Consider the following 25,991-nt stretch of genomic DNA (forward strand, 5'->3'; position numbering starts at 1 on the left):
TTTCTGAATACTTCCGAGAGATACTGATGGGTAGTTCACTACATGAAGAGGTCGCTCGATTTAAGGCATGGGCCGCCAATTATCATCCTATCGAAGGGCGATCCGGTGAATGGGAATGTAACTATGCCCATTGGCAACAACTGAACCAGTCTTTTACGACTCATCTGGACTCTTGCCCACCACAAACGTCGGGCGCTACAGACATCTTAGACATTCTGTATGCAATCGGTCGCGATAATGAGATGGAAGAACTAGTCGAGGAACTGGCCAACCGCAGCGAATGGTTTATGTTCTTGCTTCCCCATGCGCTGTTGTCTGACGACGCTGACGTTAGGTGGCAGTTTGCGAAACAGTTGGGTAACGGCAATTTCGAATTTATTGACGCTGAGTCAGCTTTGATGAAGTTTGTCGAGGACGATAAGGAATACGTCAGCCGCATGGCTCTACGGGCGTTGGGTCAGATTGGATCCAGCCATGCGGAAGACCTATGCGAGCGTGCTTGGGAATCCGGCCATGAGTATCAAAGAATCATGGCACTTTGGGTGCTCAAGGATATCAAGTCACCCAAATTGGCAAGATATCTTTCTTACGCAAAGGAAGATGGCCGAAATTATGTTGTCAGTAACGCCGCCGAGATCGCCCAAGGTACTGTTGCGTCCTAATGCATACCTAGCCCGTTGGTTTTGCTTCAAGCTGAACGACCGCAATGGGGCGAAAGCAGACTCACACTCGTAAAAGGCAAGCATACTCCCAGACTGCCGCGGAACCAGGCGGCGCCCTGCCCTTGCCATCCCAACATCAACATTCCCCCATGGAACAGCACCGTCACCTAAGAAAAACCCCGGCGTACCGGGGTAATTTCCAAGCTTAAGCGCGGGCGCTGCGGCCTGGCAGCGCCAGGCGCCGGCTGGCTGAGGCGGAAGCCGGGGCCGGCAAGCCGCCTGCCACTTTCAACGGTTTTGCCTGGGCGTCGCCACGCAGGCGGAACACGGCCACCACGTCGACCAGCTCGACGGCGCGGTCTTGCAGCGAGGAGGCGGCGGCGGCAGCCTCTTCCACCAGGGCCGCGTTCTGCTGGGTGACCTGGTCCATTTGCGAGATGGCCTGGTTCACTTGCTCGATGCCGGCGCTTTGCTCGTGGCTGGCGTTGGCGATGTCGCCCATGATGTCCGTAACGCGGCGGATGCTGGCGACGATTTCTTCCATCGTCGCACCCGCCTGGTCGACCAGCGCGCTGCCCGTGTTGACCTTGTCGACGGAATCCTCGATCAAGCCCTTGATTTCCTTGGCGGCAGCCGCCGAGCGCTGCGCCAGGTTGCGCACTTCCGTGGCCACCACGGCGAAGCCGCGGCCTTGTTCGCCCGCGCGGGCCGCTTCGACGGCCGCATTCAACGCCAAAATGTTGGTTTGGAAGGCAATGCCGTCGATCACGCCGATAATGTCGGCGATCTTCTTCGCCGATTCGTTGATCGAGCCCATCGTGCCCACCACTTGCGCCACCACGGCGCCACCCTTGCGGGCCACGTCCGAAGCGGACACGGCCAGCGAGTTCGCCTGGCGTGCATTGTCCGTATTCTGGCGCACGGCCGAGGTCAGCTCTTCCAGGCTGGATGCAGTTTCTTCCAGGGAAGACGCCTGCTGCTCCGTGCGCACGGACAAGTCCGCGTTGCCGGCGGAAATCTGCGCGGCCGCCACGCTGACCGTATCGGCCGACGTACGCACGGTGGCGATCACACCGACGATGCGCTCGAGGAATTTGTTGAAGGCGGTGGCCGTGCGGCCCACTTCATCCATGCGCTCGACGGGCATGGCGGCGGACAGGTCCAGCGAAGCGCTGACACGCTCCAGCGTGTGTTCGATATCGCCCAGGCCGCCGCTGATGGTGCGGTAGATATGCCAGGCCAGCGCGCCCGTCAGCAGCACGGCCACGCCCAGCACGGCCAGCATGGTGTTGAACGCCGTATCGTAGGCTGCCAGGCTTTCCGCCTTCACATCATCGACCAGCTTGTTGTTGTAGGCGATATGGTCATCCATGCTTTTCTTGGCGGCCGCGGCAGTGATGGCCAGCGGCGTGCCGGCCAGCAAGGTGGCACGCACGCCATCCATGTCGCCTGCGTAGGCGGCGGCAAAGAATGGCACCAGCGCGCGGCGGTAGGCTTCCATGGCGGCCTGGTCGGCATCGAGCATCTTGCTGTCCGTCGCGTCGTACAGGCGCTCGGCGCGGTAGGTGGTGATGACCTTGTCGAAATTCGTGTTGGCATCGGCCACGGCCTTGTCCAGCGCCGTCTTGTCGGCCAAATTCGAGAACACGGACAGGCGGTAGCCGGCCAGACGCGAATCGGCCAGGAAACCCTTGGCCGCATTCAAGCCCTGGATGCTGGGAATGATGCGGTTTTGCACCGTGTCAAAACGCTCCTGGGCGCGCTGCAGCTGGATGGCGCCGCCGGCGCCCAGCAATAGCAGGGCCAGCAAGGCGATGGTGAGAGTCAGAATTAATTGCTTGGTGATATTCATGGTGTTTCACAGTAAAAAGAGTGGCCTGGCAAGGCCAGGCAGGATAAATAGCTGCCGATCAGGTGGCCGGGGATCGGTGGCTAGGCCGCCAGCGGGGAAGCGTCCGGCGTGCGGCGCAGCAAGTCGCCATGCTGGCGGCAAAACGCCAGACCCGCCTTGTGGCCCACGTCGAACAGCAGTTGCATGTTCGAACTGGACCAGTCCAGGGTGTCGGGCCAGTGCTGCTCCGGGATGCCGCCCATCAGGTCGAGCTTGAGCAAGCGCCGCTTGGGCTGGCCCGTGCGCGCGTCCGTGTTGTGCTCGAGCTCGAACAGGCGCAGCTCGCTCTTGGAAATCTTCACCAGCGGCGTGATGATGGAGCGCACCCAGGCGTCGTACAGGTTGCGCGGTTTGCGCAGCAAGCGCTCGTCACCGAGGATATCGAGGATGACCAGGGTGTCGGCGTCAGCATGTTCCCCCTTGCCTTCGATGAACGGGTCGAAATTGAGCGTGTCGAGCGCCGCGCCTTCGATGTAATCGTCGCCCGCGATGGTCGTGGGCGCATACAGAAACGGGAACGACAACGCGGCGCGCACGTGGATGGCTTCGATTTCGTGCTTGCCCCAGATTTGCATGCGGTGTTCGCTGAGATTGTAGGCATTGATGTAGAAATCGGGACGCATGCGGGCCACGCCCGAGAAATCCACGGCCTTTTCCAGGAAGGGCAAGTGCGCGCACAGGCCGAGGCTTTTCGCCGACAGGTCCGACGGCGACAGCGACGACACCATCAGCTTGCCCCAGTCCGACCAGGCCGTGGGCACGCCCGCAAACGTTTGCTGGAACGCCTGAAAAAAAGGATTGTTGGCCGGCGGCTGGAAGGCGTCGCGGAAAGTGCTCGCGTGCATGCCCGGCTTCTGGAACACCTTGTAGTTGATCGGGATCATCTTGTAGATGCTGTCGGCCACGCCCGTGTCGGCCCAGCTTTGCAAGGCCTGGCGCGGCGTCGCCTCGTGCGGCGTCGTGTAAAGCAAACCCATCAACACACCGGCGCCCGAGGCGGAAATGACGTCGAACTCGATGCCTTCGTCGAGGAAAGCGGCCAGGGCGCCGGCGATCAAGGTGGAATTTGGTGCGCCGCCACCAAGCAGCAGACCCGTTTTACGGGCCGGTTTCGCTGGCGCGGATGGCGCCAGATCCGGCGGTGTCGTAGTGACTGTCTTCATGCACACTCCCTGAACGGAACGGGGTTACCATCCCTTAATTGTTGGTTACTACACGCTTATGGCGCCTAATCCTGCACATGTTCCCGCAAGCGACCAGCCGATGCAATGTTGCAGAAACAGATATGAAATTAACATAAATAAATTCCTTATGGCAATTTCCATAACGAATGACGGGTATTCAGGAAGGGTATAAGCTGATGCCGTGCGGCATTGCCTGATGCGGTGCAGCAAATATAAATTCAGCGGTGTTAGGAATAATCTCTTTGGGGTAGGAATATTCCCCAACCAGCCGCCGGTGCGGCGGCCAGGGGCATCACAGGAAGGATGCAGGGTCGGCAGGGGGCGCGGAAAAATGCAGGTGGGTACACAAATGGTCAACAAAGACGCGAATTTTGGGCGACAGGTGGCGGCTCGATGGCCACAGCACCCAGAACTTGCTTGAGTGCAGCAGGTAGCCGGCCAGCACGGCTTGCAATTCGCCGCGCGCGATGGCGTCGCGCACGATAAAGTCAGGCAGGTAAGCGAGGCCCACGCCCTGCGTGGCGGCGCCGATCAAGGCTTCGATATTGTTGCAGGTCAAGGCCGTCGGCAAGCGCAACTCGCCGCCGCTGTCGCCCCCGGCCCGCTGCAGCGCCCATTCCTGCAGTTTTCCCGTAGTGGGGAATTTATAGCGCACGCAAGCGTGCCCTTCCAGCGCGCGCGGCGTGGCCGGCACGCCATGGCGGGCGAAATACGCGGGCGAGCCGACGATGGCGAAGGCAAACGGCCCCAGCTCGCGCGCCATCAGCCGCGAATCCGTCAAGGTGCCGCTGCGCACGGCCACGTCGACGCCTTCGGCCACCACGTCGACGAGGCGGTCGTTGAAATCGAGGTCGAGCTCGATTTCCGGATACTGGCGCGTAAAGTCGGCCAGCAGGGGCAGGATGATGCGGTAGCCGATCACGGGCAGGCTGACCTTGAGCTTGCCGCGCGGCGCCTCGGCCAGGTGCGACAGTTCCGCCTCGGCATCACCGAGATCGGCCAGGATGCGCTGGCAGCGCTCGTAAAACAGCGCCCCCTCGTTGCTCAGGCTGATGCGCCGCGTGCTGCGGTTGAGCAGGCGCACGCCCAGCTTTTCTTCCAGCCGCGCCACGCTCTTGCCCACGGCCGAGGCCGACACCCCGAGCAGCCGCCCGGCCGCCACATAACTGGACGTTTCCGCCGCGCGCACGAAGGCGGCAATGCCGTTCAGATTATCCATGTCATCTCGCCATGTTGATTGGGGAATATTTGTCCGTTATGAGTGGATTTTCAACCACTTTTTCATTGATTACGTCCATATTATCATCGGATTCCCTCTTTCTGGAATCATTCCCATGGATACCAATCAACGTATGAAGCCGGCCTCCCCGGCCCGGCGCGCCTTCGTGCTGGCGGCCGTCTGCCTGGCCGCGCTATGCATGCCGCTCAGTTTTACGGGGCCGGCCATCGCCATTCCCGCCATCGCCGCCGACCTGCACGGCACGCCGCTCGCGCTGGCGTGGATCACGAATGCCTTCATGCTCAGCTTTGGCGGCTGCCTGATGGTGGCCGGCGCGCTGGCCGACCGCTATGGCCGCAAGCGCGTGTTCGTGCTGGGCATGGGCGTGTTTTCCGCCGCCGCGCTGGCCCTGTCGGCCGCGCCCGGCATCCTGTGGCTCGACGTGCTGCGCGCCGTGCAGGGCCTGGGCTGCGCCATGGCCCTGTCGAGCGGACTGGCGGCCCTGGCGCAGGAATTCGACGGTTCCGCCCGCGCGCGCGCCTTCAGCCTGATCGGCACGGCCTTCGGCGTGGGCCTCGCCTTCGGTCCCTTCCTGGCCGGTACCTTGATCACGCACACGGGCTGGCGCGCCATTTTTGTCGCCACGGCCGCGGCCGGCCTGGCCGCCCTGCTGGCCGCCGCGCGCGCCATGCGCGAATCGCGCGACCCGCAGGCGCAGGGCGTCGATTGGCCCGGCGCCCTGACGTTTACGGGCGCCTTGTCCCTGTTTACGTATGGTTTGCTGCAGGCGCCCGACAGTGGCTGGAACAGCGCCGCCAGCCTGGGTTTGTTCGGTGCCGCGGCCTTGCTGCTGGCTATCTTCATCCGCGTGGAACGGCGCGCGGCGCGGCCCATGCTGGATTTATCCCTGTTCCGCCTGCCCGCCTTTGCCGGTGTGCAACTGCTGGCGGCCGCGCCCGCGTTTTCCTTCGTCGTGCTGCTGGTGCTGCTGCCGGCCCGCTTCATCGGCATCGAAGGCTACAGCGCGCTGGAAGCGGGACGCATGATGATCGCCCTGTCGGCGCCCATGCTGGTGCTGCCGATCCTGGCCGGCATGGCGGCGCAGCGCCTCGCCGCCGCGCACATCTGCGCCAGCGGATTACTGCTGGCGGCGGGTGGCTTGCTGTGGCTCTCCACCTGCGCGCCGGGCCAGGCGCCCGCCACCTTGCTGGGGCCGCTACTGCTGATCGGCTGCGGCATCAGCCTGCCCTGGGGCTTGATGGATGGCCTGGCCATCAGCGTCGTGCCCGTCGAACGGGCCGGCATGGCGGCCGGCATCTTCAATACGACGCGCGTGGCGGGCGAAGGGCTGGCGCTGGCCATCGTCAGCGCGCTGCTGGGCACCTTCACCATGGCGGCGCTGGGCGGCGCCGGCCTTGCCGGCATCGGTGCGGAGCAGGCGGCGCTGGCGGCGCCCTTCCTGGCGCTGGGCGAGCTGCGCCATGCGGACGCGTTGTTGCCCCAGGCCGGCGCCGCCGAACTGGCGCAAGCCTATGGCGCCGCCTTCCGCCACTTGCTGTATGTTCTGGCCAGCATCACCACGGCGTCGGCCCTGCTGATCCTCGCCTTCCTGCGCCATCCGGCGAATGCAGCCGACGCCGCACGGGACACGGCCGCCCTGCCCGCCTGCAAGACGCCAAACTAAGCGGCCCGGCTTTCGCACGACAACCATCCCCCTCCCCGCCATACCCGGCGGCGCCCACGCGCCGCCGCCCGCCTTTGATGCTTCTCCGCAACACCTCAAAAGTTTTCAAAGATAAAACTAGTTTACTCATCAAAGCGCTTTGAACTATACTCAAAGCGCTTTGAAACATAACTAAAGCGCTTTGGTTGTGCGAAGTTATGCGCACCGATCCCACACCTATAAAAACACTGGAGACGCAATGAACAAACATTTCTTGAAAACTTTGCCTGCCGCCGTGGCGTTGGCCTTGAGCGCTTCGGCCGCCCAGGCCGCCCTGCCGATCGATTTCGGCGGCTACATCCGCTCGGGCTTCGGCACCAGCAGCGAAGGCGGCAAGGAAGCGTGTTTCGGCCTGGCCGGCGCCTCGTCCAAGTATCGTCTGGGCAATGAGTGCGAAACCTACGGCGAGCTGAAATTCGGCGGCGAAGCCTTCAAGGCAGCCAACGGCACCACCTTCCGCATCAATACCCTGGTGGCGTTCTCCGTCAACCAGAACCAGGACTGGGAGCAATCGGACCCGTCGTGGCGCGAAATGAACGTCGTCGCCGACAAGATCGGCACGGGCGCCTTCGCCGAAGCGCGCGCCTGGGTCGGCAAGCGCTACTACGACCGCCAGGACGTGCACATCACCGATTACTACTTCTGGAATAACAGCGGCCCGGGCGCCGGCCTGGAAAACATCGACCTGGGCGCCGCCAAGCTGGCCTACGCCGTCGTGCGCACGGCCGACGACGGCGACAGCAAGCGCATGGGCCTGTCCCACGACTTGCGTTTCTCCGGCATCAAGGTCAACCCGGATGGCGAACTGACCCTGGGCCTGCAATTCAACCAGAAACGCAATGCGCAAGGCGCGGCCCCCATCGCCAGCGGCCACTTGCTGACCATCATGCATACGCAGGGCAATCTGCTGGGCGGCTTCAACAAGGTGGCATTGCAGTACGGCAAGGGCAGCGCCGCCAACACGGGCGGCTTCAGCCTGGGCGCCAACAAGGATGACAAGGTCGTGCGCCTGACGGAACAGATCATGATCCAGCCCAAAGGCGCCTGGTCGGGCATGGGCACCTTCGTCTACGAAGACAAGGAATCGGCAGGCGTGAGCAGCAAGTGGACGTCGATCGGCGCGCGTCCCGTCTACCACTTCACGGACAACTACAGCCTGGCCGTGGAACTGGGCCACGACATCGTCAAGCCGGAAGGCGGCGAAAGCCGCAACCTGACCAAGCTGACCTTCGCGCCGCAACTGTCGGCCGGCAACAGCTTCTGGTCCCGTCCCGTGCTGCGCGCTTTCTACACCTACGCCAAATGGAACAAGGCAGCCCAGTCGGCCGCCGCCGCGGAATCGGCGCTGTCGTCGACGGGCGTGTTCGGTGGCAAGACCAACGGCAGCTCCGTCGGTTTCCAAGTGGAAAGCTGGTGGTAATCGCAGGCCGCTAGAACGTTGGCAAGCGTCCCCGGACGCTTGCCGGTGGCAGCAACACCGCCCGCTCATCCAGGGGCAAGCAGTACCCGGACCCACCATTTCGCCGCTGCACGCGATGGCCGGCAGCTTCAATGTAGTGATTCAGCAGTATCCTCTTTTAGCGCGGGCGCCCCTGGGTTTGCCCGCGTATTTTTTTGGGCGCCGCCGCTTGTCATGACCCTGATCAATCCGGCATTTATCAGATAAACTACCCGTCATCGCACGGCACCGTTCCCGACCCACCCTGGATAGACCCCAACCGCAGCATCCATGAACCTCAAAAATCTCGCCAAAACGCTAGGAATATCCGAAACCACCGTCAGCCGCGCCTTGAATGGCTATCCGGAAGTGAGCGAACGCACGCGCGAGCGGGTGCTGGCCGCCGCGCAGGCGGCCGGCTACCGTCCCAATCCCATGGCGCGCAGCCTGGCCGTGGGACGCACGAATATCGTCGGCATCATCTACCCGCTGATGCCGAACGACCTGGCCGACCCCATGTTCATCGACATCGTGGGCGGCATGTCGGAAGCGCTGGAAGCGCAGCAGATGGACATGATGATCGCGCCCGCCTCGGCCACCAACGAATTCCACACCTATGAACGCATGGTCAAGGGCCGCCGCATCGATGGCCTGATCGTCGGCCGCACGAAACCGTTCGACGAGCGCATCGCCTACCTGGCGCAGCAGGGCATGCCGTTCGTCGCGCATGGCCGCACCCAGCTGAACCAGCCGCACGCGTGGTTCGACTACGACAACGAGGCCGGCATGCGCCTGGCCGTCGAGCGCCTGGCGCAGCTGGGCCACCAGCGCATCGGCCTGATCAGCGCCACGCCGGACCTGAACTTCGTGCGCCAGCGCGTCGAGAGTTTCCAGCACGCCATGCAGGCGGGCGGCCTGCCCGTCGACCCGGACAACCTGGTCGACAACGCGCACGACCGCCGCGCCGGCTACCAGGCCATGCAGCGCCTGCTGGCCCGCTCGCCCCGCCCCACGGCCGTCATCGTCGACAACCACATGTCGGGCGTGGGCGCCGTGCGCGCCCTGCTCGACGCGGGCATCGCCATCGGCCGCGACATGTCGCTGATCGTCTGGGGCGTGATGGAGGATTCCCTGGCCGGCCACAACGTCACCACCGTCGTCCAGCCCGACCCGCGCGGCGCCGGCGCGAAGATGATCCACATGCTGCTGGCCCTGATGGATGGCACGCCCGTCACCGACTTGCAGGAACTGTGGCCGTGCGAACTGTTGCCGGGCGAGTCCGCCGGCCCCGTGCCGCACTAAGTAATTCACAATAATTTCCTGAGGATTACTTAGACGTTTTCCGCTGTCCCCATGCCGCCGGCCGCCTGGCCGGCGCTCGCGCCTCGCCCTCCTGAATCACCCTCATAAAAAAATCGTATGTCTGGCGCGTGTATCGCTTTACTTTTCAAAGCGCTTTGAACTATACTCATTTCATACCCAAAGCGCTTTGAATTTTAAAATAAGACGTTCGCCTACCAACCAGCAGCGCCGCCCTGATAGCCAAGGCTACAGGCAACTTTTAAGAAATCATTCATGCCGACCATCCAGAACAATCTCGCCCATCTGCCCGCCGACTGGTGGCGCAGCGCCGTCATCTACCAGGTTTATCCACGCAGCTTCCTCGACAGCAATGGCGACGGCATCGGCGACTTGCCTGGCATCACCTCCAAGCTCGATTACATCGCCGCCCTGGGCGCCGACATCGTGTGGATTTCCCCCTTCTTCACGTCGCCGATGAAGGACTTCGGCTACGACGTGGCCGACTTCTGCGACGTCGACCCCATGTTTGGCACCCTGGCCGACTTCGACCGTCTGGTGGCGCGTGCCCATGAGCTGGGCTTGAAAGTGATGATCGACCAGGTGTTGTCGCACTCGTCCGACAACCACCCGTGGTTCGTGGAAAGCCGCTCCAGCCGCGACAATGCCAAGGCCGACTGGTATGTGTGGGCCGACCAGAAACCGGATGGCACGGCGCCGAATAACTGGCTGTCCGTGTTCGGCGGTTCCGCCTGGCAATGGGAGCCGCGCCGCGGCCAGTATTACCTGCACGATTTCCTCGCCAGCCAGCCCGACCTGAACTTCCATAACCCGGCCGTGCAGCAGGCGCAGCTGGACAACCTGCGTTTCTGGCTGGAACGCGGCGTCGATGGCTTCCGCTTCGATTCCTGCAACTTCCCGTATCACGACCAATTGCTGCGCGACAATCCGCCCGCCGCCCAGCGCGATGCGAGCAGCGTGTCGGCCATCAACCCGTACGGCATGCAGGCGCACGTGTACGACAAGACGCAGCCGGAAAACATCGCTTATTTGCAGCGCGTGCGCGCCATACTTGACGAATATCAAGCCATTTCCATCGGCGAAGTGGGCGACGACAATGCGCTGGCCACCATGGCTGCCTACACGGGCGCCGACAAGCTGCACATGGCTTACAGCTTCAATTTGCTGACGGCGGAGTTTTCGGCCGCGCACATCCGCACCCAAGTGGAAGAATTCGAGGCGCAAGTGGCCGACGGCTGGGCGTCCTGGTCCGTGGGCAACCACGACAGCGTGCGCGTCATGACGCGCTGGGGCGGCGAAAACCCGTCACCATCGCTGGCCAAGGTGGTGCTGGCCGTGCAGGCGGCGCTGAAAGGCACGCCGTGCCTGTACCAGGGCGACGAGCTGGCCCTGACGGAAGCGGATATTCCTTTCGAAGCGCTGCAAGACCCGTACGGCATCCCGTTCTGGCCCCAGTTCAAGGGCCGCGACGGCTGCCGCACGCCGATGCCTTGGGTGGCCAAGGCGCCGCACGGCGGTTTCAGCACGGCAAAACCCTGGCTGCCCGTACCGCCTGAACACCTGGCGCGCGCCGTTGATGTCGAAGAAAACGATGCCGCTTCACCATTGCAGTTTGCGCAAAACATCCTCGCCTGGCGCCGCACCCTGCCGCAATTGTTGCGCGGCGACATAGTCTTCTTCGATGCGCCGGAACCCGTGCTGGCCCTGCGCCGCGACTTGCCAGGCCAAGCGCCCGTGCTGGCCGCCTTCAACCTGGGCACGCAAGCCGTCACGTTTGCCTGGCCTGACGCGGCGCCGGCGGCCGACCTGGCCGGTCATGGCTTGCCAGGCAGCAAGGATGGCCAACAGCTCACCCTGCCCCCGCATGGCGGCTGGTTCGGCACCCTGGCGTAAATCGCAGGCTTTGGCGGCCATGCCGCCAATTACAATAACGAGCCCCGCGCATCAGCGGGGCCGAACAACAGAGTATCAGTGCTTGGCAAAATCGTAGCGAGCGGATGAAAGTTGTGGCTGAGAAGCGCAGCTGTGCGAATGCACAGTGAGCATCGCCAGCCGCAAGTTCGACGCGCAGTAGATTTGGCCAGGCACATTCAGTGAGATTGAGGACGACAGACATGGCTGGACTGAAGTTAACAGGCCTGAAAAAGGCATATGGCGACGTGCAAACCCTGCACGGCATCGACCTGGAGATCGCCGACGGCGAATTCATGGTCTTCGTGGGCCCGTCGGGTTGCGGCAAATCCACCTTGCTGCGCAGCATCTGCGGCCTGGAAGAAATCAGCGGCGGCGACTTGTATATTGGCAAGACCCGCATGAACGACGTGCCGCCCGCCAAGCGCGGCATCGCCATGGTATTCCAGAGCTACGCCCTGTACCCGCACATGAGCGTGGCGCAAAACATGGCCTTCGGCCTGAAACTGGCCGGCATGAACAAGGTGCAGATCGCCGACGCCGTGCAGCGCGCCGCGCAAATCCTGCGCATCGAACCTTTGCTGGAACGCAAACCAAAAGACTTGTCGGGCGGCCAGCGCCAGCGCGTGGCCATCGGCCGCGCCATCGTGCGCAAGCCCGACGTCTTCCTGTTCGACGAACCGCTGTCCAACCTGGACGCCTCGCTGCGCGTGCAGATGCGCATCGAACTGGCGAATCTGCACCGCGAATTGCGCTCGACCATGATTTACGTCACGCATGACCAGGTCGAGGCGATGACCCTGGCCGACCGCATCGTCGTGCTCAACGCGGGCCGCATCGAGCAAGTGGGCGCCCCGCTGGAGCTGTACCACCACCCCGCCAACCTGTTCGTGGCCGGCTTCCTCGGTTCGCCCCGCATGAATTTCCTCAAAGGCAAGATCCACAGCTACGCGGACGGCGTGGCCACCATCGCCACCAACGCGGGCGGCATGCTGCAAGCCGTGTTGACGCAGCCGCTGGCCAGCGGCACCCCCGTCACCGTCGGCGCGCGTCCCGAACACGTGCAGGCGTGCGCACCCGGCGCCACTGCCGCCCTCACGGCCACCGTGCAAGCAGTGGAAAAACTGGGCGACATCAGCTATCTGTATGTGCAGGTACCGGGCGGCGACGAGCCGCTGGTGGTGCGCGCCGATGCGGAAACGGACTGGGCCATTGGCCAATCCGTGGCGCTGCAGGTGGCGCCCGCCCGCGTCCATGTGTTCGACGAGCATGGACAGACGCGTACCTGATTTCGGATTTAAGGGCCAGGCGCTACAGGCGCCGCCTGGCCTGGTTGCATCGTTTCAGCCTTGATACTTCACATAAAAAAAGACACTGGAGATTGACATGTCCTTCACGCACCCGAAACGCAGCTTCATCAAAACCACCCTGATCGCCGCCGCCCTGGCCGGCATCGGCAACCTGGCCGCCGTCAGCATGGCGAACGCGGCCGAAGCAGGCACCCTCTTGATCTGGATCAACGGCGACAAAGGCTACAAGGGCCTGGCCAAGGTCGGCGAGGAATTCACCAAGAAGACGGGCATCAAGGTCGTCGTCGAGCACCCGGAAGATGCGCCGAACAAATTCCAGCAAGCGGCCGCCGCCGGCAAGGGCCCGGACATCTGGATCTGGCCGCATGACCGCATCGGCACCTGGATCGACGCCGGCTTGCTGCAACCATTGACGCCAAGCAAGGAAGCGCGCGCCGCCATCCTGCCGCTGGCCTGGAACGCCTTTACCGTGGGCGGCAAGACCTGGGGCTACCCGATCTCCATCGAAGCCGTCGCCCTCGTCTACAACAAGGACCTGGTGCCGACCCCGCCGAAAACCTTCGAAGAAATCGCCGCACTGGACAAGAAATTGTCCGCGCAAGGCAAGAAAGCCATCCTGTGGGATTACACGAATACCTATTTCACGTGGCCTTTGCTGGGCGCGGGCGGCGGCTTCCCGTTTGAAGTCAAGTCCGACGGCCGCTACGATGCAGCGAAAACGGGCGTGAACAATGCCGGTTCGCAAGCTGGCGTGAATGCGCTGATGACCCTGATCAACAGCGGCGCCATGCCGAAGGGCGCGGGCTATGCCGAGATGGAAGCCGGTTTCAACCAGGGCAAGATCGCCATGATGATCAACGGCCCATGGTCGTGGGACAATGCGCGCAAGTCGAAGATCAATTTCGGCGTGGCAACGATCCCTACCGTCGCCGGCAAGACGGCCACCCCATTCGTGGGCGTGCTGGGCGCGATGATTTCGAAAGCCAGCCCGAACAAGGACCTGGCCACGGAATTCCTGGAAAACCAGATGCTGCAGATCAATGGACTGAAAACCATCAACGCCGACGTCCCGCTGGGCACGCCAGCCAACAAGGTGCTGTTCGCGGAATTGAAAGCCAATCCGAACATCCAGGCAACGATGGAAAGCGCGCAAGCGGGCCGTCCGATGCCGAACAACCCGGAAATGGGCCGCTTCTGGTCGTCGATGCAATCGGCGCTGGAAAACATCACGCAAGGCCGCCAGACGACCAAGGATGGCCTGGATACGGCGGCGAAGCGGATTACGACGGCGAATTAAGCATATCGTACTGCCTGGCGCAGGCCGGATCACGGGCCTTCGGGCCTGATCCGACCTGCGCCATCTCGTATCATTCCATCTTCACAGGTATCCCATCGTGCGCAAGTTTATCGGCCCTACGGTATTGACCATCAGCATGGCGCTGGGTCTGTATCTGCTCTTCATGTTGTACATTTCCGGCCAGACCATGCTGGCCGCCGTTTTCCTCGGCTTGCTGACCCTGACGACGTTTGTCTTCACGTCGCCGCGCGCCTATGCCTACCGCTATCTGTTTCCCGGCATTACGGCGGTGATCGTCTTCGTGCTGCTGCCGATGGTGTACACGGTGTCGATCGGCTTTACCAATTTCAGTTCGCGCAACCTGCTCACCTATGAGCGCGCCACGCAATACCTGCTGGACGAGACGCAGCGCGTGGAAAGCGCCGGCTATGCCATGACCGTGCATGCCGACAACAAGGAATACCGCTTGCGCCTGGAAAGCCCGGACACGGGCGAAGTGCTGCTGACGCAGCCGCTGGCCCTCAAGCGCGCCGTGCCCCTGAACGTGGAAGTGACGCCGCTCGACCCCGTGCAGACGCCCGTGCTGGCCCCGCCGCTGCCCATCAAGGACATCATCGCCCTGCAAAAGGATCTGAAGTTGCTCACCTTGATCTTGCCGAACAGGATCGAGCTGCGCATGGTGGGCTTGCGCGAATTCGGCCCCGTCGCGCACGTCTACAAGCAGTTGCCGGACAAAACGCTCAAGAAAATCGCCACGGGCGAACTGGTCAAGCCGAACTTCAAGACGGGCTTTTATGAAATGCCGGACGGCACGAAGCTGGAACCGGGCTTCAAGGTCAACGTCGGTTTCGCCAATTTCGTGAAGATCTTCTCCGACGAAGCGTTCCGCGGCCCCTTCCTGCGCATTTTCGTGTGGACCATCGTTTTTGCCCTGATCAGCGTGGCCACCACGACGGGCCTGGGCATGGTGCTGGCCGTGCTCTTGAACTGGGATGCGCTGCGCTTCCGCGGCCTGTACCGTACCCTGCTGTTCCTGCCATACGCCGTACCGGGCTTCATTTCCATCCTGGTCTTCAAAGGTTTGTTTAACAATAACTTCGGCGAAATCAACCTCGTGCTCGACGCCTTGTTCGGTATCAAGCCCGCCTGGTTCTCCGACACCACCCTGGCCAAGGCCATGATTTTGATCGTCAACACCTGGCTCGGCTACCCCTACATGATGGTGGTGTGCATGGGCTTGATCAAGGCGATCCCGTCGGACCTGTACGAAGCGTCGGCCCTGGCCGGCGCGGGACCGCTGACGAATTTCTTCAAAATAACGTTACCCCTGATCATCAAACCACTGACGCCACTGATGGTGGCCAGCCTGGGTTTCAATTTCAACAATTTCGTGCTGATCAGCTTGCTGACGGGCGGACGTCCCGATTTCCTCGATACGACGTTACCGGCCGGCACGACGGACTTGCTCGTGTCCTACACCTACCGCATCGCGTTCGAGGATTCCGGCCAGAACTTTGGCCTGGCCGCCGCCATCTCGACGCTGATCTTCTTCCTCGTGGCCGCGATTTCGCTGGTCAACATGCGCCTGACGCGCATGAACAAAGCATAAAGGACCGACCATGGCTATCGTTGTCGACCGTTCCAACCGCTGGCGCATCCTGGCGGCCCACGTCGCCGTGATCGCGCTGATCGCGCTGGTGATGTTTCCCTTCCTGATGATCTTGTCGATCTCTTTGCGCCCTGGCAATTTCGCCTCGGGCAGTTTGATACCGCCCGAGATCAGCTTCGAACACTGGCGCCTGGCGCTGGGCATGTCTTACCAGGCGCCCAACGGCACCCTGGTCGAGCCGGACTTCCCCGTACTGCTGTGGCTATGGAATTCCATCAAGGTGGCCAGCATGAGCGCCACCGTCACCGTGCTGCTGTCGACCACCTGCGCGTACGCATTCGCGCGCATGCAGTTCCGCTTCAAGTCGCAAACCCTGTCCGCGCTGATGCTGCTGCAGATGTTCCCCGCCGTGCTGGCCCTGGTGGCCATCTACGCCATCTTCGATGTGCTGGGCAGCTACGTGCCGTGGCTGGGCATCGACCACCACGGCAGCCTGGTGCTGGCCTATACGGGCGGCATCGCCCTGCATATCTGGACCATCAAGGGCTACTATCAAACCATCCCCATCGAAATCGAGGAAGCGGCCAAGGTCGACGGCGCTACGCAGTGGCAAGCGTTTGTCTACGTGCTGCTGCCGATGACGGTGCCCATCCTGATGGTGGTGTTCCTGTTGTCGTTCATCGGCGCCATCATCGAATACCCGATCGCTTCCGTGCTGCTGCATGAACAGAACAACCTGACCCTGGCCGTCGGCTCGAAACTGTTCCTGTACGAACAAAAATACCTGTGGGGCGACTTCGCCGCGGCCGCCATTTTGTCCGGCTTGCCCATCACGGCCGTGTTCCTGCTGGCACAAAAATGGATGATCTCCGGCCTGACGGCTGGCGGCGTGAAAGGCTGACCATGCGACGCTCCCTGACTGCGCTGGCCGCCCTGTTACTCAGCGCTTCGGCGCAGGCAGGGAGCGTCAGCTTCGCTGACAACCCCATCGTCTACTTCGCCGTGACGGACCGTTTCGCCAACGGCAATCCCGGCAACGACCACAGTTATGGCCGCGCCGCCGACCCGCAAGGCGGCGACGTCGGCAGCTTTCACGGCGGCGACATCGCCGGCCTCACGCAGCAGCTCAAAGCTGGCTACTTCAAGGAACTGGGCGTCAACGCCCTGTGGATCACGGCGCCGTACGAGCAGATCCACGGCTGGGTGGTGGGCGGCAAGCAGCAATTCCAGCATTACGCCTACCACGGCTACTGGGCGCTCGACTACACGACCATGGACGCCAACATGGGCACGCGCGAGGAGTTGCGCGAGATGATCGATATTGCCCACGCGCAAGGCATCCGCGTGCTGTTCGACGTGGTGCTGAACCACCCGGGTTACGCGGACTTGCGCACCCTGTCCGAATATAAGGTGCCCGTGCTGTGGCCCAGCCATGAAAAAGCCACCCTGCGCGACTATCATAGCTACATTGACTACAACAACTTTGATTTCGCACAATGGTGGGGTCCGGACTGGGTGCGCGCCGGCCTGCCAGGCTATCCCGACGGCGGCAAGGACGATTTCACCATGCAGCTGGCCTATCTGCCCGACTTCCGCACGGAAAGCAGCAAGGCCGTGGGCTTGCCGCCCATCCTGCAGCGTAAAAGCGATACGCGCGCCGTGGCCCTGCCCGATGCGACTGTCCGCACTTACCTTGTCCACTGGCTGGCCGACTGGGTGCGCGAATTCGGCGTCGACGGTTTCAGGGCCGACACCGTCAAGCACGTGGAGCCGGCCAGCTGGCTGGCCCTGCGCGCGGCAGCCACCGATGCCCTCAAGGATTGGAAAACCCGCCACCCGCAGCAAAAGATCGACGACGCACCGTTCTGGATGACGGGCGAAGCGTGGGGCCATGGCCCCGAGCGCAGCAGCTGGCATGACGCGGGCTTCGACTCGATGATCAATTTCGATTTCCAGAATCGCGCGGGCGGCGACTGGAAAAGCATCGATGGCGTGTACCGCCAGTACGCGACGTTGCTGGGCAAGCGCATCGGCAATGCACCCCGCTACGACATCCTGTCGTACATCTCCTCGCACGACACCAGCCTGTTCCCGCGCGGGCAATTGCGGCATGGCTTGTCCGCCCTGCTGCTGGCGCCCGGTGGCGTGCAGCTGTTCTATGGCGATGAAAGCGCGCGCCAGCCTGGCGCGGCGCCCGTCGGCGACGAACAGCAGGCCACCCGCTCCGACATGAACTGGAGCTCGATGGATGCGGTCACCCTCGCGCATGCGCGCAAGTTGGGCCAGTTCCGCCTGCGCCACCCTGCCCTGGCGCGCGGCGAACACCGATTCATCGACGACAAGCCGTACGCGTTTGCCCGCGTGATGGATGGCGACGCCATCATCGCCGTGCCCGAAGCGCAAGGCGCACTCGAACTGAAGGTACACGGCGTCTTCGCCGATGGCACCCCGCTGCGCGACGCCTACACCAATCACACTTACACCGTCAAAGACGGCGCCGTCGCCGTGAATGCGGCCGGCACCGTCCTGTTAGAAAAGGCAGCACCATGAGTAGCTATGACATCTTAGTAGTCGGCGGCGCCGGCATCGACACCATCGTGCGCGTCCCCGACCTGCAATTGCCCGTCACCGATTCGCTGCACGTGCCGCCCATCCGCGACTACGTGGCGCACACGGGCAATGGCGTGGCGCTCGGTTGCCACGCGCTGGGACTGCGCTGCAAGTTCATCGACTTCATCGGCGACGATGCGCAAGGCGCGGCCATCCTGCAGCGCTATAAGGATGCCAGACTCGATTTCTCGCACATCGTCGAACCGTCGGGCACGCGGCGCAGCGTCAACCTGGTCGACCCGCAAGGGCGCAGGATGTCGCTGTACGACGGCCGCCACCCGGAAGAAGTGCGCATGCCCGCCGCCTTCTATCTGCCCTACCTGGGCCCGGCGCGCCACGCGCACTTTTCCATCATGGGCTGGGTGGCCGCGCTGTTTGACGATGCGCAAACGTGCGGCACCACCGTGTCGACCGATTTGCACGACTGGGATGGCGTCAATCCGCACCACAAGGTCTTTGCGCTGCGCGCCGACCTGGTCTTCCTCAGCACGGCGGCGCTGGGCGAGCGCACGGAGTCCGTCATGCGCGCGATTGTCGCGGAAGGCCGCGCGCAGGCCGTGATCGCCATGGCGGGCGCGCACGGCGCCTACCTGCTGGAACGGGGCAGCGAGACCGTGCGCCACACTCCGGCGGCTGGCTTGAAGCTGCCCGTGGTGGACACGAATGGCGCAGGCGACTCGTTCGTGGCCGCCTTCCTGCACGCCTGGCTGGGCGGCGCGGGCCTGGACGACGCCATGCGCCGCGGCGCCATCGGCGGCGCGTTTGCCTGCGCCCAGCATGGCACGCATGAACGGTTTATCGGCAAGGCAGAGCTGAATGACTTATATCAAGACAGCACTAGCTTATGACTTAAAATTCTATCAAGCGTGATAACTTGGTAACGGGCGCATGGCACAATGGCTGCGGATTTCACCATTGCAGACCATTCGAACCGGAGATCACATGAGAATTGAAACCCTGGCCGTGCACGCCGGCTACACCCCCGACCCGACCACCAAGGCTGCCGCCGTCCCCATCTACCAGACGGTGGCCTACGCCTTCGACAATGCCCAGCATGGTGCCGACCTGTTCGACCTGAAGGTCGCCGGGAATATCTACACGCGCATCATGAACCCCACGCAGGACGTGCTGGAAAAGCGGGTCGCGGCGCTGGAAGGCGGCGTGGCCGCGCTGGCCGTGGCGTCGGGCATGGCGGCCATCACCTACGCGATCCAGACCATCGCGGAAGCGGGCGACAATTTCATCTCCGCCAGCCAGCTGTATGGCGGCACCTACAACCTGTTTGCCCACACCCTGCCGCAAATCGGCATCGAAGTGCGCTTCGCCGACGCGCGCCAGCCCGAGACCTTCGCCGCGCTGATCGATGCGCGCACCAAGGCCATCTTCTGCGAATCGATCGGCAACCCGCTGGGCAATGTGACGGACGTGGCCAAGCTGGCCGAAATCGCGCACGCTCACGGCATCCCGCTGATCGTCGATAACACGGTACCCAGCCCCTACCTGTTCCGCCCCATCGAGCATGGCGCCGACATCGTCGTGCACTCGCTGACCAAATACCTGGGCGGCCACGGCACCACCGTGGGCGGCGCCATCGTCGACAGCGGCAAATTTCCATGGGCCGAACACAAGGAGCGCTTCAAGCGCCTGAACGAACCGGACGTGTCGTATCACGGCGTCGTCTACACGGAAGCGTTCGGCCCCGCCGCCTTCATCGGCCGCGCGCGCGTCGTCCCGCTGCGCAACATGGGCGCGGCCATCTCGCCCTTGAGCGCCTTCCAGCTGATCCAGGGCATCGAGACCCTGGCCCTGCGCATGGACCGCATCTGCGACAACACGCTGGCCCTGGCCAAACACTTGAAAAACCATCCGAAAGTCGCGTGGGTCAATTACGCGGGCCTGGAAGACCACCCGGACCACGCGCTGGTGAAAAAATACATGCACGGCCGCGCCTCGGGCATCCTGTCCTTCGGCCTGAAGCTGGCCGCAGGCGAAGACCCGCGCGCGGCCGGCGCCCGCGTGCTCGACGCCCTGCAACTGTTCACGCGCCTGGTCAACATCGGCGACGCCAAGTCGCTGGCCACCCACCCGGCCTCCACCACGCATCGCCAGCTCAATCCCGAAGAACTGGCCAAGGCGGGCGTGTCCGAAGACATGCTGCGCCTGTCCGTGGGCATCGAGCATATCGACGACTTGCGCGAAGACCTGGAGCAGGCATTGAACGCGGCGTAAGCCTCTTTTCCACGCCGCCCGGAGGGGACTTCATGCCATAATCGGCGGCATGTCTTCCCCTCCTACTCCCCCTGAGCAACCGACATCCGGCCATTTCCGCGCCGAATACGCGCGGCGCATGAATGCCGTGCTTGACCATATCGACCGCCACCTCGACACGCCGCTGGAGCTGGCGCAGCTGGCCGACGTCGCGCATTTTTCACGCTTCCACTTTCACCGCGTGTTCGCCGCCTGGATGGGCGAGACGCTGGGCGACTATGCGCGCCGCCGGCGCCTGGAAACGGCCGCCCTGCGGCTGGCCTGCCGCCCCGGCGAAGCGATACTGGACATCGCGCTGGCGACGGGCTTCGGCTCCGGCGAAGCGTTCGCGCGCGCCTTCAAGCTGAAATTCGGCTGCACGCCGACGGCCTGGCGCGCCGGCGTCGCCGCAAAAAACGCTGCCATGCTCGCAGCCATGCGCCTGCGCCGGCAAGATAGCAATCCGGATCAGGCCATGCGCAATCCCGGTCAGGAAAACGGGCCGAATTTCCAGCACCATGGGCACTCCAATCCACTTCATAGAGAGAGTCCCATGCAAGTCACCATCCTCGACCTGCCGCCCGCCACCGTGGCGTGCCAACGCCATATCGGCCCTTACGGCCCCGCCATCGGCGCCTTCTGGCGCGACACTGTCGCGCCATGGATGCAATCGCACGGCCTGGACGACGCGACGTGCTACGGCATCGGCCATGACGATCCCAGCATCACGCCGCCAGACAAATGCCGCTACGACGCCTGCGTCGCCGTGCCCGATGCATTCCAGTCGGGCGGCCGGGCCAGCATCACCACCCTGCCGGGCGGGCGCTATGCGGTGGCGCAATTCAAGGGGCCGTCCAGCGCCATTGCCGAAACGTGGACGCGCATGACGCGCGAATGGCTGCCGGCCAGCGGCCTGCAGTGGGATGAGCGCCCGTGCTTCGAGCGCTTTTCCGCGGCCACGGCGCTGGACCCGGCCACCGGCGAATTCTCTTGCGACATCTGCATCCCCGTACGGCCGCTGTAGCTTCCTCTTTCGCGTGTATCAGCCCGCGATACCATAGCGCGATGCCGGCTTGCCGCGCATCGCGCCTGCGAACAGGGCCAGGCGGGCAGAGTCAAACTGCTCCCACAAGGCCTGGTCTTCGACGGAAGGCAAGGTCACCAGTTCGCCCTGGTCCAGGCCAGCCAGGGCAGCGTCGACACAGTCTTCGGCGCGCATGATGGTGGCCTGGTCCAGCTGCGCCAGCGGCACGCCGCTCAATTCCCAGATTTCCGTCGCCGTCGATGCGGGCAGCACCAGCTGCACCACGATGCCCGTGCCGGCCAGCTCCTGCTGCAAGCCGCGCGTGAAATTCATCACATAGCCCTTGGTGGCGCTGTAGATCGTGCTGACGGGCAAGATGTGGAAGGACAGCACGGAGCCGATATTGATGATGGTGCCGCTGTTGCGCTGCTTGAACTGCGGCAGCACGGCGTAGCTCAGCTCCGCCACGGCCGTCACGTTGACCTTGTCCATGGTGGCGATGCCCGCTTTCGGCGTATCGACGACGGGCGCCAGGGTCGACGCGCCCGCATTATTGACCAGCATGGTGATGGCCGGATTGCTGGCCAGTTCATCGGCCACGCGCTGCAGGTCGGCCGGTGCGGACAAGTCCGCCGCCATGGCGCGCACGGACACGCCATACTTTTCCGCCAGCGACCTGGCCAGCACATCCAGGCGTTCAACCCGGCGCGCCACCAGGATCAGATCGAAGCCGCGGCTGGCCAGGCGATCCGCATACACGGCGCCCAGGCCCGACGACGCGCCGGTGACGAGGGCCGTGCCCGGTGTATTGACTGTACTCATGATGATTCCTTTGCAATTGGTAAATTCGAATGAATGGCTTTCAGCAGGACGGATCAAACATGACAGCCATCATGTTTTAATGCGACGCCAAACATGATGATCATCATGCTTAGTGTCGCAAGCATGACGTACGTAATGTATGATGTCAACAGAAATTATTTGATGATCGGGAGAACACCATGCGATACCCAGCGGCCGAGACGGCAGAAAAACACCAGCGCATCCTGCAGGAAGCGGCGCGGCTGTTCCGTGAACAGGGCTTTGACGGCGTCAGCGTGGGACAGATCATGAAGGCGACAGGACTCACGCATGGCCCCTTCTACAACCACTTTGCCTCGAAGGAAGCGCTGATGGCGGAAAGCACGCTGCACGGCTCGGAGCACTCGCGCGCGGCGCTCGATGCGGCAACCATCAGTCCGGAAGCCATGCGCCAGTATGTGCGCGATTATGTGAGTGCGGCCCACCGCGATGCGCCGGGCAACGGGTGCTTGCTGGCGGCGCTGGCCGGCGACGCGCGCAAGCAGCCGGCAGTGCTGCCCGCCTTCACCTTCCACCTGAAATCCATCATCGGCAAGCTGACCACGCATTTTCCGTGGCAGAAAAAACGCAACCCCCGGCAGGAAGCCATCGTCATGCTGTCGGCCATGGTGGGCGCCGTGGCGCTGGCGCGCGCCGTCGACGATGCCGCGTTTTCGGACGAGATACTGGCGGCGGTCAGCACGGCATGCGCGCCGCCAGCACTTGCGCCACCTGCCTGACCCTGTCGTCCACCGAACCTGCTACATCGACAAAGGCGATCCCCCGCCGCGCCAGTTCGGCCTGATACCACGCATGCTGGCGCGCGCGGAAATCCTCGTCGCGGCGCGTGCCGTCCTGGATGAAGGGAAAATCAGGGGCGCACAGCAGCACCAGGTCGTAGCCGTGCTCGGCCAGCAACGCCAGTTCCTGCTCGGCCTTGCCGAACATCTCGACGCAGTAGAAATACGTCGTCATGGGCGAGGTATCGCAAAACAGCCAGCGCCGCGCAGCCAGGCGCGCCTGCGCTTCGCGGTGCAGCTGTTCCCGGCCGATTTTCAGCAAATCGTCATAGTTCAATATGCCATCCTGGCTTTCCCACAATTCGCGGCCATATTCGGCCACCCAGGCCGTCTCGAAATGCGCCGCCAGCGCCTGCGCCAAGGTGGTCTTGCCGCTCGATTCGCCGCCGAGCACGCACACGCGCGTGATAAAATCGGCGCGCACAATCGGTGACAGGAAGGCGCTGTGCGCATGCGGGTCTTGCCGCACCCTGGTGCCGGACACGGGCACCAGGGTCCTCGCCTGGTCCACGCTCACGTGCGCCACCGGCCGGCCGGCATAATGCCGTTCCAGCACCTGGGCAAAGCCGGGGCCATAGTCTTCGCTGGTGAACACGGCATCGACGGGCAGCGCCAGCACCGTCCAGCACAGCCAGCCCATGAAGTGGCGATGCAGCTCGCCATCGTCGTCGTTGTGCGGCAGATGGCGGGCAGGCACGCCGCGCGCGGTGCACAGGGCCGCCAGGCGCGCATCGTCCAGCACCACGATGTGCGCTTGCGGGAATTGCGCCCGCAGCCACCGTTCCCGGCGCGCCGGCTCATAGCCGGGAAATTCGGGCCTGGTGTAGCTGACCACCAGCAGTTCTTCGCAGGCGTCTTGCGCACGCTTGATCAACAGTTCGTGGCCCTGGTGCAGTGGGCAAAATTTGCCGACCACGAGGCCGCGTTTATAAAGGTTCATGCCACTGCTTCCTGCAAATCCGAGGTGTATTGAATGATCTTGTCTTCCGCCAGCAGGGTCTCGACCGTGATAACGCCGAAAAAAGGCGCGAGCAAGGCGCGCGCCCGGTCAGCCTGCGGCATGGCGCTCGGCGCCAGGCGCAGCGCGATGGCGCCGTCGCCATGCTGGTGCACGCCGAACAAGGCGATGGCCAGCGGTTTCAAAGCGTGCGTGATGTCGATATTATTGATCCACTCGCCCGTCATCGTCCTGTAGCGCAGGGGGCTGCGGCCGGCCAGCCCCACCAGCACGGGGCCATGCGGGCCATGCGCCAGCGAGGCGTAATCGCCCGTGCGGTAGCGCACGAGCGGCAGGCAGAAATTGAAGCCGCCCGTCACCGTGATTTCGCCGCGCGCGCCATCCGGCACGGGCTGGCCCGCACTATCGAGGATTTCCACGTACAGCCGGTGCTGCAGCAGCACGTGGCCGCCCGCCCGTTCGTCGTAGACGGCAACCGGCCCCACTTCATTGAGCGAATAGATGTCCAGCACGGGACAGCCGAAACGCGCTTCCAGGCGCGCGCGCATGCCGGGCAACAGCATCATCGAGACAGACATCAGCGCGGCCGGCTTGTGCGCCATGGGCAAGGTCAGGAGTTCGGCAAACGAGATGGGGTCGCCCGCGATCAGCTCGGGCGCCATGGCGTCCAGGTAGCGCGCGCGGTCGTCCGGGTGGTGCCAATCGTCCGGGTGCAGGTTGATCTTCGCCAGGCCGGACTCGTTCATCGTCGGCGTGACGGAGACATAGGTGAAGCAGCGGCGCTGGTGCCCCAGCAGCATCACGCCCACCTGCCCTGCGCCATGGCGCAGGGTCACGCCGAAGCGGCGCAGCGCGCGCTTGTGGTAGGCCAGATAGCGCCCCGCCACCAGCGGGTGCGAAGCGATCAGCAGCGGGTGGCCCGTGGTGCCCGTCGTCTGGAAGTTGATCATGCGCGCCAGGTCCGCATCGTCGGGCACGAAGGCGGCAATGTCATGCGCCAGCTCGGCGCGGCTGATGGGTGCCACGTCCGCCAGGCGCGCGGGCGGCGAGCCGCAGGCGCGGTAATGCGGTACCGTGGCGTAGGCCGTCCTGAGGAAATCCGCCAGCCAGGGCGGCGGCGCGTCTTTGCTCCAGCTGATCTCCGCCTGCATGACTTCCTGCTCGTAGGCGCGCAGCGCTTCGACCTCCCCGGCCAGCAGCTTGTTGCCGCTGCGGTTGCGGTAGCGGGGCGCCGCCGGGTGGCTGCGCAGTTTTTCCAGCATGCGCGCGCCCTCCTGCGTCAGGGTGGGACAGTAGTCGCGATCCGATTCCCAGGCGCCGCCAGGCAGATTGACATCAGCTTTGCCAGCGAGCGTCATTCGCGCGACCACTTGTCGGCCGATTCCTCGGCCGCCTTCTTCGCCAGCGCCTCGCGGATCTCCCGCGCGCGCTGTTCGGCCAGGCGGCTCGCTTCAAGCAGGCGGCGCCGCTCCGTGCCGCTGATGGCGGACAATCTGTCCGTGGCCTGCGCCACGCTTTCGTCGAGGGGCCGAAAATCCAGGCGCGCCAGCACGATGCGCGCAAGTTCCTCGCGCCGCTCGGGGTCTTGCGTGAACTGGTGGGCCGGCGTGGCGGCGGCCAGTTCGCGCGCCGCCTCGCCCAGTACCTGCAGCAAGGCTGGCTGCGGCAACTTCTGCGCGGTGAACCACTCGTCGGCCAGCAGCCAGCACAGGATCATGGCCAGCGCCAGCCGGTTGCGGTCCGCCTTCACTTGCGCGCCGATGAACCCCTGCAGGGACGCGGCCGGCGCGCGCGCGCCATGCAGCAGCAAAACGTCGTTGACCAGCGCCGCCACCGCCACTGCCTGCGCATTGGCGACGCCGGCGATGCGGGGCTCGGCGAGGAATTCGACGGGCGTGTCGGCCAGGCGGTGGGTTAATCTTTCGAGGTGGGGTCCGGGAATCTGCAT

At 63.7% G+C, this 25,991-nt stretch carries 21 protein-coding genes; 14 read left to right on the top strand and 7 right to left on the bottom strand.

Annotation, left to right across the window (positions count from 1 at the left end):
* The first annotated feature begins 26 nt into the window (after positions 1–26).
* Positions 27–662 carry a HEAT repeat domain-containing protein gene (locus O3300_RS13890; protein WP_305053275.1) on the top strand — a complete coding sequence of 212 codons (636 nt, stop codon included), beginning with the start codon at positions 27–29 and terminating at the stop codon, positions 660–662.
* 205 nt (positions 663–867) lie between these two features.
* On the opposite strand, the gene O3300_RS13895 is transcribed toward O3300_RS13890, so the two are convergent.
* The 3 genes from O3300_RS13895 to O3300_RS13905 all read right to left on the bottom strand — a co-directional run bounded on the left by O3300_RS13895 (position 868) and on the right by O3300_RS13905 (position 4,956).
* Positions 868–2,514, bottom strand: a complete 1,647-nt coding sequence (locus O3300_RS13895) for a methyl-accepting chemotaxis protein (protein WP_099664592.1) — start codon at positions 2,512–2,514, stop codon at positions 868–870.
* An 80-nt stretch (positions 2,515–2,594) separates the two neighbouring features.
* Positions 2,595–3,716, bottom strand: coding sequence for a patatin-like phospholipase family protein (locus tag O3300_RS13900; protein ID WP_305053276.1), 1,122 nt, complete (start codon positions 3,714–3,716; stop codon positions 2,595–2,597).
* Positions 3,717–4,029: 313 nt separating this feature from the next.
* Complete coding sequence (locus O3300_RS13905; protein ID WP_305053277.1) at positions 4,030–4,956, bottom strand: LysR family transcriptional regulator; 927 nt, start codon at positions 4,954–4,956, stop codon at positions 4,030–4,032.
* A gap of 115 nt (positions 4,957–5,071) precedes the next feature.
* On the opposite strand from O3300_RS13905, the gene O3300_RS13910 reads away from it, so the two are divergent.
* The 12 genes from O3300_RS13910 to O3300_RS13965 all read left to right on the top strand — a co-directional run bounded on the left by O3300_RS13910 (position 5,072) and on the right by O3300_RS13965 (position 21,445).
* Positions 5,072–6,640 (top strand): MFS transporter, encoded by a 1,569-nt coding sequence (locus tag O3300_RS13910; RefSeq protein ID WP_305053278.1) that lies wholly within the window; start codon positions 5,072–5,074, stop codon positions 6,638–6,640.
* A 238-nt stretch (positions 6,641–6,878) separates the two neighbouring features.
* Positions 6,879–8,099 (top strand): carbohydrate porin, encoded by a 1,221-nt coding sequence (locus O3300_RS13915; protein ID WP_099664596.1) that lies wholly within the window; start codon positions 6,879–6,881, stop codon positions 8,097–8,099.
* 309 nt (positions 8,100–8,408) lie between these two features.
* Positions 8,409–9,419, top strand: coding sequence for a substrate-binding domain-containing protein (locus O3300_RS13920; RefSeq protein ID WP_305053279.1), 1,011 nt, complete (start codon positions 8,409–8,411; stop codon positions 9,417–9,419).
* Between the two features lie 273 nt (positions 9,420–9,692).
* A complete protein-coding gene (locus tag O3300_RS13925) occupies positions 9,693–11,330 on the top strand; it encodes an alpha-amylase family glycosyl hydrolase (protein ID WP_305053280.1) in 1,638 nt (545 codons plus the stop codon).
* A gap of 221 nt (positions 11,331–11,551) precedes the next feature.
* A complete protein-coding gene (locus tag O3300_RS13930) occupies positions 11,552–12,637 on the top strand; it encodes an ABC transporter ATP-binding protein (RefSeq protein WP_251351135.1) in 1,086 nt (361 codons plus the stop codon).
* A gap of 97 nt (positions 12,638–12,734) precedes the next feature.
* Positions 12,735–13,955 (top strand): maltose/maltodextrin ABC transporter substrate-binding protein MalE, encoded by a 1,221-nt coding sequence (gene malE, locus O3300_RS13935; RefSeq protein ID WP_305053281.1) that lies wholly within the window; start codon positions 12,735–12,737, stop codon positions 13,953–13,955.
* Between the two features lie 97 nt (positions 13,956–14,052).
* Positions 14,053–15,564, top strand: a complete 1,512-nt coding sequence (malF, locus tag O3300_RS13940) for a maltose ABC transporter permease MalF (protein ID WP_289906717.1) — start codon at positions 14,053–14,055, stop codon at positions 15,562–15,564.
* A 10-nt stretch (positions 15,565–15,574) separates the two neighbouring features.
* Entirely contained in the window at positions 15,575–16,465 is an 891-nt protein-coding gene (malG, locus tag O3300_RS13945; protein WP_077402472.1) for a maltose ABC transporter permease MalG, read from the top strand.
* 2 nt (positions 16,466–16,467) lie between these two features.
* A complete protein-coding gene (locus O3300_RS13950; protein WP_305053282.1) occupies positions 16,468–18,114 on the top strand; it encodes an alpha-amylase family glycosyl hydrolase in 1,647 nt (548 codons plus the stop codon).
* Complete coding sequence (locus O3300_RS13955; RefSeq protein ID WP_305053283.1) at positions 18,111–19,022, top strand: carbohydrate kinase family protein; 912 nt, start codon at positions 18,111–18,113, stop codon at positions 19,020–19,022. Before O3300_RS13950 ends, O3300_RS13955 begins: the two co-directional genes overlap by 4 nt.
* A 94-nt stretch (positions 19,023–19,116) precedes the next feature.
* Positions 19,117–20,403 carry an O-acetylhomoserine aminocarboxypropyltransferase/cysteine synthase family protein gene (locus tag O3300_RS13960; protein ID WP_251351131.1) on the top strand — a complete coding sequence of 429 codons (1,287 nt, stop codon included), beginning with the start codon at positions 19,117–19,119 and terminating at the stop codon, positions 20,401–20,403.
* Positions 20,404–20,452: 49 nt separating this feature from the next.
* Complete coding sequence (locus O3300_RS13965; protein ID WP_305053284.1) at positions 20,453–21,445, top strand: GyrI-like domain-containing protein; 993 nt, start codon at positions 20,453–20,455, stop codon at positions 21,443–21,445.
* Positions 21,446–21,463: 18 nt separating this feature from the next.
* On the opposite strand, the gene O3300_RS13970 is transcribed toward O3300_RS13965, so the two are convergent.
* The gene (locus tag O3300_RS13970; protein ID WP_289915901.1) at positions 21,464–22,267 is read right to left on the bottom strand and encodes an SDR family oxidoreductase; all 804 of its coding nucleotides are present in this window, start codon (positions 22,265–22,267) and stop codon (positions 21,464–21,466) included.
* A 179-nt stretch (positions 22,268–22,446) separates the two neighbouring features.
* Between O3300_RS13970 and O3300_RS13975 the strand changes: the two genes are divergently transcribed.
* Positions 22,447–23,025: a TetR/AcrR family transcriptional regulator gene (locus tag O3300_RS13975; protein ID WP_305053285.1), complete on the top strand. Its 579-nt coding sequence runs from the start codon at positions 22,447–22,449 to the stop codon at positions 23,023–23,025.
* Here O3300_RS13975 and O3300_RS13980 read toward each other — a convergent pair.
* The 3 genes from O3300_RS13980 to O3300_RS13990 are packed head-to-tail and all read right to left on the bottom strand — an operon-like array spanning position 22,982 to position 25,991.
* A complete protein-coding gene (locus O3300_RS13980) occupies positions 22,982–24,025 on the bottom strand; it encodes an AAA family ATPase (RefSeq protein WP_305053286.1) in 1,044 nt (347 codons plus the stop codon). The genes O3300_RS13975 and O3300_RS13980 overlap by 44 nt on opposite strands.
* Positions 24,022–25,401 (bottom strand): capsule biosynthesis protein CapK, encoded by a 1,380-nt coding sequence (locus O3300_RS13985; protein WP_305053287.1) that lies wholly within the window; start codon positions 25,399–25,401, stop codon positions 24,022–24,024. Before O3300_RS13985 ends, O3300_RS13980 begins: the two co-directional genes overlap by 4 nt.
* Entirely contained in the window at positions 25,398–25,991 is a 594-nt protein-coding gene (locus tag O3300_RS13990; protein WP_305053288.1) for a hypothetical protein, read from the bottom strand. Before O3300_RS13990 ends, O3300_RS13985 begins: the two co-directional genes overlap by 4 nt.

This window comes from Janthinobacterium sp. SUN206 (genome assembly GCF_030587305.1).
In the GTDB taxonomy this organism is placed as follows: Bacteria; Pseudomonadota; Gammaproteobacteria; order Burkholderiales; family Burkholderiaceae_D; genus Janthinobacterium; species Janthinobacterium kumbetense.